Source organism: Pseudarthrobacter scleromae (genome assembly GCF_014644515.1).
GTDB classification, from domain to species: Bacteria; Actinomycetota; Actinomycetes; order Actinomycetales; family Micrococcaceae; genus Arthrobacter; species Arthrobacter scleromae.
Map to the genome: position 1 here is coordinate 225,753 of NZ_BMKV01000003.1, position 15,911 is coordinate 241,663.

Genomic DNA, 15,911 nt, shown 5'->3' on the forward strand with positions numbered 1-15,911 from the left:
TTTGCAGCGGGTAAACTCGTACGGGATTGTTCCCGTAACGATCCTATTTAACTTCCCGATCGACTTCCCGCCGTAACCCCGCAGAAAGGCGTGCTGTGCTGCGCACACATGACCTCGGATCCCTTCGTTCCGAGCACATTGGACAAACCGTAACCCTGGCCGGCTGGGTGGGCCGCCGCCGTGATCACGGTGGTGTGGCCTTCGTGGACCTGCGTGATGCTTCCGGTGTGGCACAGGTGGTGGTCCGCGAGGAAGAAGTCTTCCACGGGCTGCGCAACGAGTATGTCCTGCAGGTCATCGGCACCGTTTCCAAGCGGCCCGAGGGCAACGAGAACCCCGCCCTGGCCACCGGCGAGATCGAGGTCATGGCCGAAAAGGTCACCATCCTCAACACGTCCGACCCCCTCCCGTTCCAGATCGACGAACACGTTGAGGTGGGCGAGGAAGCACGCCTGAAGCACCGCTACCTGGACCTCCGCCGTCCCGGCCCCGCCCGCAACCTGCGCCTGCGCTCCGAAGCCAACCGCGTGGCCCGTGAACTGCTGCACCAGGACGGCTTCGTTGAAGTTGAGACCCCGACGCTGACGCGGTCAACGCCCGAGGGCGCCCGTGACTTCGTTGTGCCGGCACGCCTGGCGCCGGGCTCCTGGTACGCGCTGCCGCAGTCACCCCAGCTGTTCAAGCAGCTCCTGCAGGTGGGCGGCTTCGAGAAGTACTACCAGATTGCCCGCTGCTACCGCGACGAGGATTTCCGCGCGGACCGCCAGCCGGAGTTCACCCAGCTGGACATCGAAGCGAGCTTCGTTGAGCAGGACGACATCATTGCCCTGGGCGAGAACATCGTCAAGGCACTGTGGAAGCTCATCGACGTCGAGATTCCGACGCCCATCCAGCGCATCACGTACCACGACGCCATGGCACGCTTCGGCTCGGACAAGCCGGACCTCCGTTTCGGCGTGGAGCTTACGGAGCTGACTGAATTCTTCAAGGACACCAACTTCGGTGTGTTCAAGGCCCCCTACGTCGGTGCCGTGGTGATGCCGGGCGGCGCCTCGCAGCCGCGCCGGACCCTGGATGGCTGGCAGGAGTTCGCCAAGCAGCGCGGGCACAAGGGATTGGCCTACGTCCTCTTCAAGGAAGACGGCGAGCTGGCCGGGCCCGTGGCCAAGAACCTCACCGAGGCAGAACGTGCAGGCCTGGCGGATGCCGTGGGGGCAAAGCCGGGCGACTGCATCTTCTTCGCCGCCGGGGACAAGTCCTCCGCGCGCGCACTGCTGGGTGCTGCCCGTGTTGAGATCGGCCACCGCACCGGCCTGATCAACCCGGATGACTGGGCCTTCTGCTGGGTGGTGGACGCGCCGATGTTCGAGCCGGCCGCCGCAGCTGTGGCCTCCGGCGACGTGGCTGTTGGCGCCGGCCAGTGGACCGCAGTGCACCACGCGTTCACGTCCCCCAAGCCCGAGTACATGGACAGCTTCGATACGGACCCCGAATCAGCGCTGGCGTACGCCTACGACATCGTCTGCAATGGCAACGAAATCGGCGGCGGCTCCATCCGTATCCACCAGGGCGATGTCCAGGAACGGGTCTTCGAGGTCATGGGCCTCTCCCACCAGGACGCGCAGGAGAAGTTCGGCTTCCTGCTCGAAGGCTTCAAATTCGGTGCGCCTCCGCACGGCGGCATCGCCTTCGGCTGGGACCGCGTGGTGGCGCTGCTGTCCGGCGTGGATTCTATCCGCGACGTCATCGCCTTCCCCAAGACCGGCAACGGCTACGACCCCCTGACCGCGGCCCCGGCTCCCATTACGCCGCAGCAGCGCAAGGAAGCCGGTGTTGACTTCAAGCCTGAGGCCAAGAAGCCGGAAGAGGGCAAGTAGGCAGTATCCGTTTGACCTGAAGGCCCTCCTGCAAAGGGGGGCCTTCACGTCTGTCCGCAAAGAAGGAGTCCCCATGGCGCTCAACCGTGCGAGCCACCTCGCCCGCGCCTACGAAGCGCTCATGGATGCCGCCTGGCCCGCCCCCGATCGCCACGACCTGGGGGAGTGGGTCCTCCGGGCTGCGGACGGCGTCACGCAGCGGGCCAACTCGGTGTGGCCGCGGGACCCCGCGCCCAAGCCGCAGGAGGCTTTGCTGGAGGCTGCGCGGTGGTACCGGATGCGGCGTCTTCCCTTGATCTTCCAGGTAGCGGACACAGCCGCCAACTCCGGGCTGAATGGCATCCTGGACGCCCAGGGCTTCACGCGGCAGTCCGAAACGCTGATCATGGCCCGGCCTGCCGGTTCCCAGGGCGTTCGCCCGGCGGTCGCCGGGGTGGAGATCCTTGATGCGCCTGACGAGGAGTGGCTGCACCTTTGGTGGAGCGTGGACGGCCGGGGCGGTGGCCAGGCGCGGGAGACAGCGCGCTTGATCGTAACGGGGTGCCCAGCGCTGTATGCCCTCGCCAGGGACGACGACGGCGTCCCGGCCGCCGTCGGGCGCCTCGCCCTGGTGGGCGCCACGGGAGGAATCTATTGCATGGCCACGTCGCCCGCTCACCGCAGGCGGGGCTACGCCACAGCAGTGCTCCAGGCGCTCCAGTCCGAAGGGGCCGCGCGCCATGTGGAAAGTTTCTGGCTGCTGGTCACAGCTGCCAACTCCGCCGCCCGGCAGCTCTACCAGCAGGCGGGGTTCGAGGAAGCGGGCCGCTATATCTACCGCCAGGAACGGCCCCGCCGGGCGCTGACAGGCTGCTGACTAGGAGGCGTCGGTGACCTGGATCCGCACGGCACACGAATCCGCGGCCGCTTTACGCAGCACTGCTGCCTTGGGATCCGGGACGTCAAGGTAGGCCAGCCGGGGCATGGCGGCAAAGCCCTTCAGGGCAGGGTGCTGGAGGACAAGGCCCGCCAGGGCCCTGTCGCCCCCGGGAACCACGTACTCAAAAGGTTCACCGCCGAAGATGCGTGCGGCCTGTTCCGCAACAGCCTCCACCAGGGCGTCGGCCTGGTTGTTCCGCCGCCGGGCGAACCGCTGCTGCGACTGTCCGCCCGCGGCCGTCCGGGACTGCACATACGTGGATCCCACCTTCGACGCGAGGATTTGCCCCTCACTGACCACCGCCACCCCGTAGCCTCCGCGCCTGGCCAGCAGCAGGCCCAGCCGCCGCGGCTGCGACGCCAGGGAGGCAAGCCGTTCAAGCGCGTCCGCGCCCCGGCCGGGCCGCCCGTCGGCCGGCCAGGGAGGCTGCAGGAGGGCTTCGGCGCCGTCCGCGGCCCGAAGGCGGAGGCCGTCGTCGTCATCCGTCACCTGGTACCCACCGTGCGCCGCGCCAAACCTTTCCGCCCATCCGGCCAGCCGGCTGCCGGGAATGTATGCCGTGCGCATGGAGGCCGGCCGGGCTCCGCCGGTGGTGCGTGCGGACATGGGGCGTTCCTTTACTGGCTTGCCGGACTCCCGGGAAAATCCGGAAGTGAACTGGAAGTAGCCTATCTATGTGGAAGATCTCTTCGGGCACGGCCGCGGCAATGATGATGACGACGACGCCTCCGTTGACCCCGGCCGGACCGCAGGGCCAGGGGCCAACGCTTCCCCCCGGGGCCCGCTCGCCGTCCGGATGCGTCCGCGCACCCTTGACGAGGTGGTAGGCCAGCAGCACCTCCTGGGACAGGGTTCGCCCCTGCGCCAGTTGGCCGCCGGAGCCGGCGCAGACACAACAGGCCCTGCCGGCCCCACCTCGCTCATCCTTTGGGGCCCCCCGGGAACCGGCAAAACGACCCTCGCCCACGTCATTGCCCGCGGACGGGGCAGGAAGTTCGTGGAGCTCTCCGCCATTACTGCCGGCGTCAAGGACGTACGGCGCGTCATGGACGAGGCCCTGACGGCCCGCGACCTCTACAAGACCACCACCGTCCTGTTCCTGGACGAGATCCACCGCTTCAACAAGGCCCAACAGGACGCCCTGCTGCCCGGCGTCGAAAACCGCTGGGTGGTGCTGGTCGCCGCCACCACCGAGAATCCATCGTTTTCCGTGGTGTCACCGCTGCTCTCCCGCTCGCTGCTGCTGACGCTCCGTCCCCTGACGGACGCTGATATTGAAGGACTGATCCAGCGCGCCGTTGCCGATCCGCGCGGACTGAACGGGAAGGTGGGCCTCAGCGAGGAAGCACTCGACCACCTCGTACGGCTTTCCGGAGGCGATGCACGCCGTGCCCTGACGGCATTGGAGGCAGCCGCCGGCGTTGCGTTCGGGGATGCCGACGATGCCGGGGACGGGCCCGTCGCCGTCGAACTGAAACACACCGAGCGTGCCCTGGACGTTGCCGCCGTCCGGTACGACCGTGCCGGTGACCAGCACTATGACGTCATCAGCGCCTTCATCAAGTCCATCCGCGGCTCCGACGTCGACGCCGCCCTGCACTATTTGGCCCGCATGCTGGAGGCGGGGGAGGACCCGCGCTTCATCGCCCGGCGGATCGTGATCTCAGCCGCCGAAGACGTCGGGATGGCGGATCCCACGGCGCTGCAGACGGCCGTGGCCGCGGCGCAGGCGGTGCAGCTGATCGGAATGCCTGAGGGCCGGATCATCCTGGCCGAAGCCGTGGTGCACCTGGCCACGGCCCCCAAGTCCAACGCCGCCTATATGGGCATCAACAAGGCCATTGCCGATGTCCGGGCAGGGTTGGGGAATGGCATTCCGGCCCACCTGAGGGACGCCCACTACCCGGGATCCAAGCAACTGGGGCACGGCCTTGGCTACAAATACGCCCACGACGCCCCGCACGGCGTTGCAGCCCAGCAATACCCGCCGGATGACCTGGTGGGGAAGGACTACTACCAGCCCACGGCCAACGGCGCTGAGCGGGACATTGCCACGCGGCTGGAGCGGCTGCGCAGGATCGTCCGGGGCAAGTGACTGCCGTGGTAAGGTAGATGTTTGTCTGGCAAGGCACGGACGCACAATCTCCCCAATTTCATGTTGAGAAGGTTATGCCCTGTGCCCAGTAGCAAAAGGCAGCGGTTGGCCGATGCTCTCCATCGTGGAGGCCAGTAACACTGACACACCGCAGATATTGGAAGGACACAAGTGGCTAACAACACTCGTGCTCGCCGTCAGGCCCGCCTCTCGCGGTCCCTCGGCATCGCTCTGACCCCCAAGGCCGCCAAGTACATGGAGCGCCGCCCGTACGGCCCCGGTGAGCATGGCCGTGCCCGCAAGAAGCAGGACTCCGACTACGCCGTACGCCTGCGCGAAAAGCAGCGCCTGCGCGCCCAGTACGGCATCCGCGAAGCACAGATGACCCGTGCCTTCGAAGAAGCCCGCCGCACCAAGGGCCTGACCGGTGAGAACCTCATCGAGCTGCTCGAGATGCGCCTTGACGCCCTGGTCCTGCGTGCCGGCTTCGCCCGCACCATCGCCCAGGCCCGCCAGCTGGTTGTGCACCGCCACATCATGGTTGACGGCGTCCGCGTTGACCGCCCGTCGTTCCGCGTCGGCGAGGGCCAGCTGGTCCACGTCCACACCCGCAGCGAAACCATGGTTCCGCTCCAGGTTGCAGCAGCCGGCGCCCACCGCGACGTCCTGCCTGCCGTCCCGGCCTACCTGGACGTCAAGCTGGAAGCCCTCCAGGCCCGCCTGGTCCGTCGCCCCAAGCGCTCCGAGGTCCCCGTGACCTGCGAAGAGCAGCTGGTCGTCGAATTCTACGCACGCTAAATTCCAGCAGCGTATCCAAAGAAGCCCGTGGCAAGCGCCGCGGGCTTCTTTGTATGTAAGGTACTTGGGGGACATCTGCGGAATGCGTTTCACGCGCACCCGCCGGGATGCAACCGAACCACAGAATTTCGAGGAGATGAACGTCTATGTCTGGTGGCGATATTGCCGGCCTGATCGCTGCCGGGGTGTTTGCAGTCCTGGTACTGCTGCTCGCCGTGCCCATCCTTAAGCTGGGCCGCGTCCTGGACGAGGTCCGGACTTCCATACGGTCCCTGAGCGACGGCGCCACGCCGCTTATGGACGAAGTCACCGCCACCGTCTCCACCACCAACCAGCAGCTGAAGAAAGTGGACGGCATCTCGTCCAACGTTGCGGACGCGTCCGCAAACCTTTCCGCCCTGTCCTCCCTTGTAGCCGCCACCGTGGGGTCGCCGCTGATCAAGGTGGCAGCCTTCAGCTACGGTGTCCGTTCCGCGCTGGCCGGGCGCAAGAAGCCTGCCGCCGGCCGCCGCAGCCGCTAGATTCCGGGAGAAGAGAATGAAACGATTTATCTGGATGGGAATCGGCGTGGCGATCGGAGTGATCGCTTTCCGCAAGGTGACCGAGGTGCAGGCCAGCATGCAGTCGACGTTGGGCCCGGAGGGCCTGAACCGTTCCGTGAACCGCCTTGCCGACGGTGTCTACGACTTTGCCGACGCCGTCCGCGCCGGAATGCGCGAGCGGGAAACCGACCTGCGCTCCGCCCTTGGCGTCGAATCGGCAGACCTGGTCCGCCGCTGACCACCCTGCTGACCGGCACCGTACGTCGGAACCGGGCAGGCACCACACGTTAGAACCATACCGGCGGTCACCGTACACAACGGGACCGCCCAGCGAATGAACCTCCGCGACGCACAGTGCGCGGAGCAAGAAGGGTAAGTACACAGCTCATGAAGTCGCAGGAGATCACAAAGCGCTGGGTGGACTTTTTTGTCAGCAAGGGCCACACCGCGGTTCCGTCCGCATCGCTGGTCTCCAGCGACCCCTCGCTGCTGTTCACGGTTGCCGGCATGGTGCCGTTCATTCCCTACCTGACCGCCAGGGAGGAAGCACCCTACTCGCGCGCCGTCAGCGTGCAGAAGTGCATCCGTACCGGTGACATCGAGGAAGTGGGCAAGACTGCCCGCCACGGAACGTTCTTCCAGATGTGCGGCAACTTTTCCTTCGGCGACTACTTCAAGGAAGACGCCATCAAGTTCGCCTGGGAGCTGCTGACCACGGGCGTTGACGACGGCGGCTACGGCCTGGCGCCCGAGCGGCTCTGGGTGACGGTCTACGAAGAGGACGACGAAGCCAAGGACCTGTGGCTCAAGAACACCGGTGTTCCAGCCGAGCGCATCCAGAAGATGGGCAAGTCGGACAACTACTGGCACACCGGGCAGCCCGGTCCCGCCGGTCCCTGCTCCGAGATCTACTACGACCGCGGCCCCCAGTACGGTGTTGAGGGCGGCCCGCTGGCTGACGAGACCCGCTACATCGAAATCTGGAACCTTGTGTTCATGCAGTACCAGATCGAGAACGTCCGCTCGAAGGAAGACTTCGACGTCGTCGGCGAACTGCCCAAGCGCAACATCGACACCGGCCTGGGCATGGAACGCCTGGCCATGATCCTGCAGGGTGTCGAGAACATGTACGAGACGGACCAGGTCCGCCCCGTCATCGACAAGGCTGCCGAGCTCTCCGGCAAGGAATACACGTCCGCCGAGACCGACGAAGACCCCCACCACACGGACGACGTCCGCATGCGTGTGGTCGCCGACCACATCCGGTCAGCCCTGATGCTGATCTCCGACGGCGTGACCCCCTCCAACGAGGGCCGCGGCTATGTCCTGCGCCGGCTCATCCGCCGTGCCGTCCGTTCCATGCGCCTCCTCGGTGTTGAACAGGCCTGCCTGCCCGAACTCCTTCCCGCCTCACGCGATGCCATGAAGGGCGTCTACCCCGTAGTGGACACGGACTTCGCCCGGATCAGCCGCATCGCGTACGCCGAAGAGAAGGCCTTCCTGCGGACCATCGCCTCCGGAACCGCACGCCTCGAGGACGCCGTCAAGGAATCCAAGGCCGCCAACAAGCCGCTGTCCGGGGCCGACGCCTTTGCACTGCACGACACCTATGGTTTCCCCATCGACCTGACCCTGGAGATGGCCGAGGAAGCAGGACTCAACGTGGACGAGGCCGCCTTCCGCAGCCTCATGCAGGAACAGCGCCAGCGCGCCCAGGCCGATGCCAAGGGCAAGAAGGGCGGCCACGCGGACCTCAGCGCCTTCCAGGACATCCTGGCCCAGGGTGAGACGGTCTTCACCGGCTACACCGAGCTCGACGGCGAGTCCCGCGTCCGCGGCATCCTCACCGGCGGCCGTGCGGTCCATCAGGCTTCCACTGGCGATGAAATCGAACTGGTACTCTCCGAAACGCCCTTCTACGCCGAAGCAGGCGGCCAGGCCGCCGATACCGGCCTGATCACCGGTGACGGGTTCGTTGTCGAGGTGCTCGACGTCCAGCGCCCCCTCAAGGGCCTGAGCGTGCACAAGGCGATTGTCCGCGAAGGCGAAATCGGGGCCGACTCGCTGGTCCGTGCCGCCGTCGACCGCGAACGCCGGCACGCCGCTGAACAAGCCCACACCGGCACGCACATTGTGCACGCCGCGCTCCACCAGATCCTGGGCCCGGAAGCCACCCAGCGCGGCTCCTACAACAAGGCCGGCTACCTGCGCTTCGACTTCGCCTGGGGCGAGGGGCTGAGCACGGCCACGCGGTCCGAGATCGAGGAAGTCTCCAACCTGGCCATCCGGAACAACTTCCGGGTGGAAACCAAGGTCATGGGCCTGGCTGAGGCCAAGGCACTGGGCGCCATGGCGCTCTTTGGCGAGAACTACGGCAGTGAAGTCCGGGTTGTTGAGATCGACGGCGCCTGGTCGCGCGAGCTTTGCGGCGGCACCCATGTTTCCAACACGTCCCTGATCGGCAGCCTTTCCCTGCTGGGCGAGCAGTCCGTCGGGTCGGGAAACCGGCGTGTGGAGGCCTTCGTGGGCATGGACGCTTTCCGCCACCTGGCGGCCGAGCGCGCCCTGGTCACCGAGCTCACCGACATGCTGAAGGTTCCCTCCGGCCAGCTTGCAGACCGGATCGCCGCCACGCTGGCAAAGCTCAAGGCGACAGAGAAGGAACTTGACCGCCTCCGCAAGGAACAGCTGGCTGGGGCTGCGGCCCAGCTGGTCAGCAGCGCCAAGGATGCCTCCGGAGTCAGTGTCATCGCCCACGACGCAGGACAGGTCAGCGGCGCTGACGACCTGCGCGGCCTTGCCCTGGACCTTCGGAACCGCCTCGGCTCCGCACCCGCTGCCGTGGCCGTGGCCGGCGTCGCCAACGACCGTCCCGTCATCCTGGTGGCCACCAACGAGGCCGCCCGGGAAGCGGGGGTCAAGGCAGGAGCCCTGGTGCGCCTCGCCGCAGGGATCCTCGGTGGTGGCGGCGGCGGAAAGGACGACGTCGCCCAGGGCGGCGGAATCGACGCCGGCCAGGTAGGCCAGGCCCTCTCCGCCGTCGTCGACGCCATTTCGCGGCGCTAATCCTCCGATGACCGATCCTGCTGCTGCCGGCGACTACCCCCAGGGCATCAAACTGGGGGTGGACGTCGGCACCGTCCGGGTGGGGGTTGCCATCTGCGACCGCGATTCCATCCTGGCGACGCCCTACAAGACACTGGACCGCAACGCCAGGAAGAACTCAGACGTCCGGGTCATTGCCAACCTGGTGCGGGAACTCGGTGCCGTCCAGGTTTTTGTGGGCCTGCCACGCACCATGAAGGGTGAGGAACGGGCCTCTGCCATGATGGCCACGGACTACGCCCACCTGCTGGTTGGCGAGCTCGCTGCCCGGGACCTGGCGGTGCCGGTGAACCTCGTGGATGAACGGCTGAGCAGTGTCAGCGCCCACCGGAGCCTGCACGAAGCTGGCATGAGCAGCAGGAACCACCGTAAAGTAGTTGATCAGGTCGCGGCGGCAGGTATCCTTCAGCACGCCATCGACATGCAGAAAGCCAGGGGAGCGGACGTCGGCTCACGCGTGACGGCGCCACCCCCTTCCGTGGACATGGGAGGCAGCGGGCCGGAAACGATGCCCGCCACACCCGGCGATACGGACCGATCTTCAGATAATGGAAGGCACCAGTGAGCCCTGCCAACATTGACGACTCTTCCAGCCCTCTGGACGCGGGGGCAGGAAGGCCGCTGACCCGCAAGGAACTCCGCGAACGGGAAAAGACCCTCAACGCCGGAGGCCACGATGCCGTTCCGGAGCAGGCCTACGAGACCGGCCACGACATTCCACCGCTGCCCGCGGAACCCCCCGCGGCCGCAGAAGCAGACCCCCGGCGTCAGGATGAAGCATTGCGTGAAGAACCGGCACCGCAGGACCGGGTGGAAGAGCCCCTGATTCCGGCTGCTCCCGCCACCCCGCCGTCCATCCAGGACGATCACCACGAACCAGCCCTTGCAGGGCATCAGCACGCGGCCGGCGCGCATTACAGCGACGAAACCCACTACGAAGAACCCGGCTACGCAGACGGGCACGGCTATGCGGCCGGCGTGCACCAGCACGACGGACACTATGACGGAACGCACTATGGGGACGGGCACGACGACGGGACCCACTACGAAGAGGGGCACGACGACGGTGCGCACCACCATGAACTCCTTCCTGCCTCGGCCGCAGCAACCGTAGTGGCCAAGCCGTCGAAGAAGGTGCGCCGGCGCCGGCGCCTCCTGGCGCTGTTCCTGACCCTTGCCGTCTTTGTCACGGCTGTCGCCGTCGGAGCGCAGTTCCTCAAGCCGCTGCTTGGCAGCGACAAGCCCAGCGACTTTCCGGGGCCTGGTTCGGGCGAAGTGGTTGTCACTGTGGAAAACGGTGAAGGCACCCGTTCCATTGCCTCGAAGCTGGAAAACGAGGGTGTGGTGGCAAATGCCGATACGTTCCTCCAGAGCTTCAGCGCATCCGGCGGCATCCTTTCCCCGGGTGACTACACGTTCAAGTCGGAGATGAAGAACTCCGACGCCGTGAATGTCCTCCTGGGCAAGGACCAGGAAAAAGTCATCTACTTCGCCCTCAGCGCCGGATTGCGCATCGGTGAGTCCCTGCAGGCGATCTCGCAGGGGTCCGGAATCTCCATCCAGGACCTGCAGGCCCTCAGCAACGAGCCGGCCCAGTTCGGTCTTCCGGCCAACGCCAAAAACCTTGAGGGGTACCTGGCCCCGGGGGAGCACCGCTTCCCCCTTGGCACTCCGGCAAAGGACATCCTCCAGTCCCTGGTCAAGATCACAACTGACGAACTTGTGTCGCAGGGCATCACGGACCCAGCCAAGCAGTACGAGGCCGTGATCGTCGCCAGCATCGTCCAGGCCGAGGGTGGCCAGGCGGAGTACGGGGACGTGGCAGGTGCCATCTACAACCGGCTCAAGCCCAACGACCAGACCGGAGGTTTCCTGCAGGTGGACTCGGCCGTGACCTACGGCCTGGGCACCAAGAGCTACAACTTCACTGACGAACAGCGCCAGGACAAGTCCAACCCGTACAACACCTATGCGAATCCGGGCCTGCCGCCGGGCCCCATCGGATCCCCGGGAAAGACTGCGATCGACGCTGCCGCCAGGCCCAAGACCAACGACTACCTGTACTGGGTGACCATCAACCTCGACACCAAGGAAACCAAGTTCTCCAGGACGCTCGCCGAGCACAACACCTACGTGGAGCAGTACAACGCCTGGTGCACGGCCAACGTCGGACGTTGCACGTGAGCCTTCGGGCTGCCGTCCTGGGCCATCCGATAAGCCACTCGAAGTCGCCGGCACTGCATTTGGCTGCCTACAGCCAGCTGGGGATCGGGATCAGCTACACGGCAATCGACGTCACGGAGCTGCTGCTGCCGTCCCTGATGGGGCAGATCCGCGATCAGCCGGGCTGGCGCGGCCTCTCCGTCACAATGCCCTTGAAGACGGCGATGCTCGGGCAGGTGGACGAAGTCCGCGGCGTGGCCAGGACCCTTGGCGTCGTCAACACCGTCTCGTTTGAGGAGCACGGCGGCACCCGGCGCACCATTGGCTCCAACACCGACGTTGCAGGCATCGTCAATGCACTGCAGCACGCGGGTGCCGGCGCGGCCCCGGCCGCTGTGATCCTTGGGGGAGGGGGAACTGCAGCCTCGGCCGTCGCGGCACTCAAGGACCTCGGGGCCAGCCAGGCCAAGGTCTTTGTCCGGGATACGTCCCGGACCGCCGATGTCCGCGCCGCTGCGGACAGCTTGGGCGTCTCCTTGGAGATCCGCACCCTGGCGGAAGCGGCCCGTCCCACGGCAGCGGCCGACGTCGTCATTTCCACCCTCCCGCCACGTGCAGCGGACGGACTGGCGGCTGAACTGGCTTCCCTCAAGACCAGCCTGCCCGGAGTCCTGCTGGACGTCGCCTATGATCCGTGGCCCAGCCTGCTGGCCTCCGTGTGGCAGGCCGGGGGCGGAACCGTTGTGCCCGGACTGGAAATGCTCCTGTACCAGGCGGTGGAGCAGGTGCGCCTATTCACCCGCCGGGACGAAGACGTTAACGCAGCTGTCATAGATGTGATGTGTGACGCAGTCGGCCTTCCCCGACGGGCGTTGTGACCGCCATACGTGGCAGGATGGAAATTATGTTGCGTTGGTTGACTGCCGGTGAATCCCATGGTCCGGCTCTGATGGGAATTATTGAAGGCGTCCCCGCCGGTGTGGAAATCACCAGCGGGCATATCGCAGACTCGCTGGCCCGCCGCCGCCTCGGCTACGGACGCGGAGCACGCATGAAGTTCGAACAGGACGTTGTGACCATTCTGGGCGGCGTCCGCCACGGCCTCACGCAGGGCGGACCCGTGGCCATCCAGGTGGGAAACACCGAATGGCCCAAGTGGGAGCAGATCATGTCTGCCGACCCCGTGGATCCGGAAATTCTTGCTGACCAGGCCCGGAACGCGCCGTTGACCCGTCCCCGGCCCGGCCACGCCGACTTCACCGGCATGCAGAAGTACGGCTTTGACGAGGCCCGCCCCGTCCTGGAGCGCGCCAGCGCACGCGAAACAGCAACACGGGTGGCCATGGGCACCGTGGCTGCGCAGTTCCTCAAGCACCTCGGCATCGAGTTGGTCAGCCACACCGTCAGCATCGCCAGCGTCACGGTTCCCGAAGGGCGTCCGCTGCCCGTGCCGTCCGACGTCCTTGCGCTTGATGCCGACCCCCTGCGCTGCTTCGACCGGGAAACCTCGGACGCCATGGTGGCGGAGGTTGATGCGGCGCACAAGGAAGGCGAAACCCTGGGCGGCGTGGTGGAGGTCCTTGCCTACGGGCTCCCGCCGGGACTGGGCAGCTACGTCCACTGGGACCGGCGGCTGGATTCCCGCCTTGCCGCGGCCCTGATGGGAATCCAGGCCATCAAGGGCGTGGAAGTCGGCGACGGATTCCTGACCGCGTCGCGCCGCGGCTCCGCCGCCCACGACGAAATCGTCAGGGACGCCGACGGCCGGATCGTCCGGACCAGCAACCGTGCCGGCGGCATCGAAGGCGGCATGAGCATCGGCGACGTCCTTCGTGTCCGCGCCGCCATGAAGCCCATCGCCACCGTCCCGCGCGCCTTGAAGACCATCGACGTCAGCACGGGTGAGCCCGCCAAGGCGCACCACCAGCGTTCGGACGTGTGTGCTGTCCCCGCTGCCGGCGTAGTGGCCGAAGCCATGGTGGCCCTGGTGCTGGCCGAGGCCGTCACCGAGAAGTTCGGCGGTGACTCGGTGGCCGAAACCGCACGCAACATCAAGGGTTACCTGGACAACATTCCGGCGTCCCTGGACTCGATCGGCCAGTAAGTGCCCCATCGCAGCAAAACCGGACCCGCAGGGCGTCCCATCGTCCTGATCGGGCCGATGGCGGTCGGAAAATCGGCTATAGGGCAGCAACTGGCGCTCCAGCTCGGAGTTCCCTTTGTGGACACGGACGCTGTTATCGTTGCAGGGCACGGATCCATTGCGGACATTTTTGCCGGCCGTGGCGAGCACGCGTTCCGTGAGATCGAAGCACGGACCGTGGCCGCCGTCGTCGAAGCGGCTGACGATACCGTCACCGTCATCTCCCTGGGCGGAGGTGCGGTGCTGGACTCCGGAACGCAGCAGCTCATTAGCCGCTGCACCGTTGTATACCTCGAATGCGACGCACAAACGGTTGCCGGACGCATTGCCCGCAACTCCGGGCGCCCGCTGCTGGCCGGGGACGCAATGGGCCGCTGGACGGCCATGTTCGCCACCCGCAGGCCGGTCTATGAGCGGCTTGCCGACATCACCCTGGACGTGCGCCACGGCTCGGTTTCCGAGCTGGGCGGCCGGCTCGAAGCAGCACTGCGCGATTACGCAGCTGCCAAACAGGAAGTTGAAAAGTGAGCACCGAATCAACAGTCATCAGCGTCACCGGCGGTTCCGCCGCTGAGAACTACGACGTCGTCGTCGGCCGGGGGCTGCTCGGTGACCTTCCCGGATTGCTGGGGGAACGCGTCCGCCGCGTGCTCGTCATCCACCCACGTGCGCTGCGGCTGACCGGTGACACGGTCCGGGACGAACTCGCAGCAGCCGGATTCACCTCCCTGACCGCGGAGATTCCGGACGCCGAAGAAGGCAAGCACATCCAGGTGGCCGCCTTCTGCTGGCAGGTCCTTGGGCAGAACGACTTCACCCGCTCCGACGCCATTGTGGCCGTCGGGGGAGGCGCGGTAACAGACCTCGCCGGCTTCGTCGCCGCCACCTGGCTGCGCGGCGTCAAGGTCATCCACATGCCCACCAGCCTGCTCGGCATGGTGGACGCGTCCGTGGGCGGGAAGACCGGAATCAACACCGCCGAGGGCAAGAACCTTGTGGGCGCCTTCCACCCTCCGGCCGCGGTGCTGGCTGACCTGGACACCCTGGAAACGCTGCCGCGAAACGAGATGATCTCTGGCATGGCGGAAGTCATCAAGTGCGGTTTCATCGCTGATCCCGCCATCCTCGACCTCGTGGAAAAGGACCCTGCGGCGGTGGCGGATCCCCAGTCCGACGTCCTGCGGGAACTGATCGAACGTGCCATCGCCGTCAAGGCCAAGGTGGTTTCGGAGGACCTGAAGGAATCCGGGCTGCGGGAAATCCTGAACTACGGGCACACCCTGGGCCACGCCATCGAACTGGTTGAGCGGTACTCCTGGCGCCACGGTGCGGCCGTTTCGGTGGGCATGATGTTCGCCGCCGAACTTGCCCGCAGTGTGGGGCGCCTCAGCGATGCCGACGCCGACCGTCACCGGAGCATCCTTGAGAGCCTGGGGCTGCCGGTGACATACCGGCGGGACCGCTGGCAGGGTCTGCTGGACGGGATGCGCCGGGACAAGAAGTCCCGCGGGGACCTGCTGCGGTTCGTCGTCCTGGACGGCGTGGCCAAACCGGGGATCCTCGATGTCCCGGACACCTCGCTGCTGTTTGCGGCCTACCAGGAGATTGCTTCCTGATGCAGGGCGACATGGGAGGAACAGCTGACTGGCCGGATGCGGGTTTCCCGGGGATTCGGATCAACCCCGAATCGCTGCTGCCGGAAATCGTGAACCAGGACTCCTGCCGCGAGGCGCTGGCGGTATCCACGGATCCCGCTGACCACATCTTCGTGCTCCTGGTGGAAGGACACGCGTCCGAGGCCGCCGAACTGCTCGCCGAAGCACGTTTCAAGGACCCCGAATCCTTCCGGCTGCGTGCCTTCGAAGCTGAAGTCCTTCGCGTCTCCAACCGGCTGGACCGGGCTGTCGAGCTGTTCCGCCAGCTCCTGGCCGAGGTTCAGGGAACACCGCGCGAGGCCCTCGTGTGGCAGTTCCTGGGCAAGACCCAATACAGCGCCGGGCAGATGTCCGCAGCAGTCGAATCCTTTGCTCGCGCACTGGACCTCCGGGTTGCACAGTCCGCTGATGCTGCCCAAATCTACTCGTCCACAGTGGCGCTGCAGCGTGCGCGGGACGTGCTGGAGCTCGCCTGCTGACGCTGCCTGCGGCCCGGCCGGAGTGCGGCTAGGGGGCTGGGCCGAAGGGTGCCCGGAATTTACCGGTAGAATGGTTCTTGAATTTTTAACTCCCCGATTTTTGACAAACACGCGCTGGCAGTCCGTTTGGCCTGT

15 protein-coding genes are annotated in these 15,911 nt (G+C 66.3%); 14 read left to right on the forward strand and 1 reads right to left on the reverse strand.

Going from position 1 to position 15,911, the window contains the following annotated elements; translation table 11 throughout:
• Positions 1–95: 95 nt before the first annotated feature.
• Both aspS and IEX33_RS09160 read left to right on the forward strand, forming a co-directional pair.
• Entirely contained in the window at positions 96–1,877 is a 1,782-nt protein-coding gene (gene aspS / locus IEX33_RS09155; RefSeq protein WP_188729539.1) for an aspartate--tRNA ligase, read from the forward strand.
• Positions 1,878–1,950: 73 nt separating this feature from the next.
• The gene (locus tag IEX33_RS09160; protein WP_188729542.1) at positions 1,951–2,733 is read left to right on the forward strand and encodes a GNAT family N-acetyltransferase; all 783 of its coding nucleotides are present in this window, start codon (positions 1,951–1,953) and stop codon (positions 2,731–2,733) included.
• Here IEX33_RS09160 and IEX33_RS09165 read toward each other — a convergent pair whose 3' ends face one another.
• Positions 2,734–3,402 carry an acVLRF1 family peptidyl-tRNA hydrolase gene (locus tag IEX33_RS09165; RefSeq protein WP_188729544.1) on the reverse strand — a complete coding sequence of 223 codons (669 nt, stop codon included), beginning with the start codon at positions 3,400–3,402 and terminating at the stop codon, positions 2,734–2,736.
• 70 nt (positions 3,403–3,472) lie between these two features.
• Between IEX33_RS09165 and IEX33_RS09170 the strand changes: the two genes are divergently transcribed.
• The 12 genes from IEX33_RS09170 (at position 3,473) to IEX33_RS09225 (ending at position 15,776) form a co-directional block, all read left to right on the forward strand.
• The gene (locus IEX33_RS09170; RefSeq protein ID WP_188729546.1) at positions 3,473–4,891 is read left to right on the forward strand and encodes a replication-associated recombination protein A; all 1,419 of its coding nucleotides are present in this window, start codon (positions 3,473–3,475) and stop codon (positions 4,889–4,891) included.
• A gap of 171 nt (positions 4,892–5,062) precedes the next feature.
• A complete protein-coding gene (gene rpsD, locus IEX33_RS09175; RefSeq protein WP_104185938.1) occupies positions 5,063–5,689 on the forward strand; it encodes a 30S ribosomal protein S4 in 627 nt (208 codons plus the stop codon).
• A gap of 146 nt (positions 5,690–5,835) precedes the next feature.
• Positions 5,836–6,210, forward strand: coding sequence for a DUF948 domain-containing protein (locus tag IEX33_RS09180; RefSeq protein ID WP_188729548.1), 375 nt, complete (start codon positions 5,836–5,838; stop codon positions 6,208–6,210).
• A gap of 16 nt (positions 6,211–6,226) precedes the next feature.
• A complete protein-coding gene (locus IEX33_RS09185; RefSeq protein ID WP_229666262.1) occupies positions 6,227–6,469 on the forward strand; it encodes a hypothetical protein in 243 nt (80 codons plus the stop codon).
• 149 nt (positions 6,470–6,618) lie between these two features.
• Entirely contained in the window at positions 6,619–9,297 is a 2,679-nt protein-coding gene (alaS, locus tag IEX33_RS09190) for an alanine--tRNA ligase (RefSeq protein ID WP_188729550.1), read from the forward strand.
• A gap of 7 nt (positions 9,298–9,304) precedes the next feature.
• Positions 9,305–9,901 (forward strand): Holliday junction resolvase RuvX, encoded by a 597-nt coding sequence (gene ruvX / locus IEX33_RS09195; protein WP_188729552.1) that lies wholly within the window; start codon positions 9,305–9,307, stop codon positions 9,899–9,901.
• Positions 9,898–11,520: an endolytic transglycosylase MltG gene (mltG, locus tag IEX33_RS09200; protein WP_188729554.1), complete on the forward strand. Its 1,623-nt coding sequence runs from the start codon at positions 9,898–9,900 to the stop codon at positions 11,518–11,520. The genes ruvX and mltG overlap by 4 nt, the downstream gene beginning before the upstream one ends.
• Entirely contained in the window at positions 11,517–12,377 is an 861-nt protein-coding gene (locus tag IEX33_RS09205; protein ID WP_188729556.1) for a shikimate dehydrogenase, read from the forward strand. The genes mltG and IEX33_RS09205 overlap by 4 nt, the downstream gene beginning before the upstream one ends.
• Before the next feature lie 26 nt (positions 12,378–12,403).
• The gene (gene aroC, locus IEX33_RS09210) at positions 12,404–13,603 is read left to right on the forward strand and encodes a chorismate synthase (RefSeq protein ID WP_104185931.1); all 1,200 of its coding nucleotides are present in this window, start codon (positions 12,404–12,406) and stop codon (positions 13,601–13,603) included.
• Positions 13,604–14,170, forward strand: a complete 567-nt coding sequence (locus IEX33_RS09215; RefSeq protein ID WP_188729558.1) for a shikimate kinase — start codon at positions 13,604–13,606, stop codon at positions 14,168–14,170.
• A complete protein-coding gene (gene aroB / locus IEX33_RS09220) occupies positions 14,167–15,258 on the forward strand; it encodes a 3-dehydroquinate synthase (protein WP_104185929.1) in 1,092 nt (363 codons plus the stop codon). The genes IEX33_RS09215 and aroB overlap by 4 nt, the downstream gene beginning before the upstream one ends.
• A complete protein-coding gene (locus IEX33_RS09225) occupies positions 15,258–15,776 on the forward strand; it encodes a tetratricopeptide repeat protein (protein WP_104185928.1) in 519 nt (172 codons plus the stop codon). Before aroB ends, IEX33_RS09225 begins: the two co-directional genes overlap by 1 nt.
• Positions 15,777–15,911 lie beyond the last annotated feature (135 nt).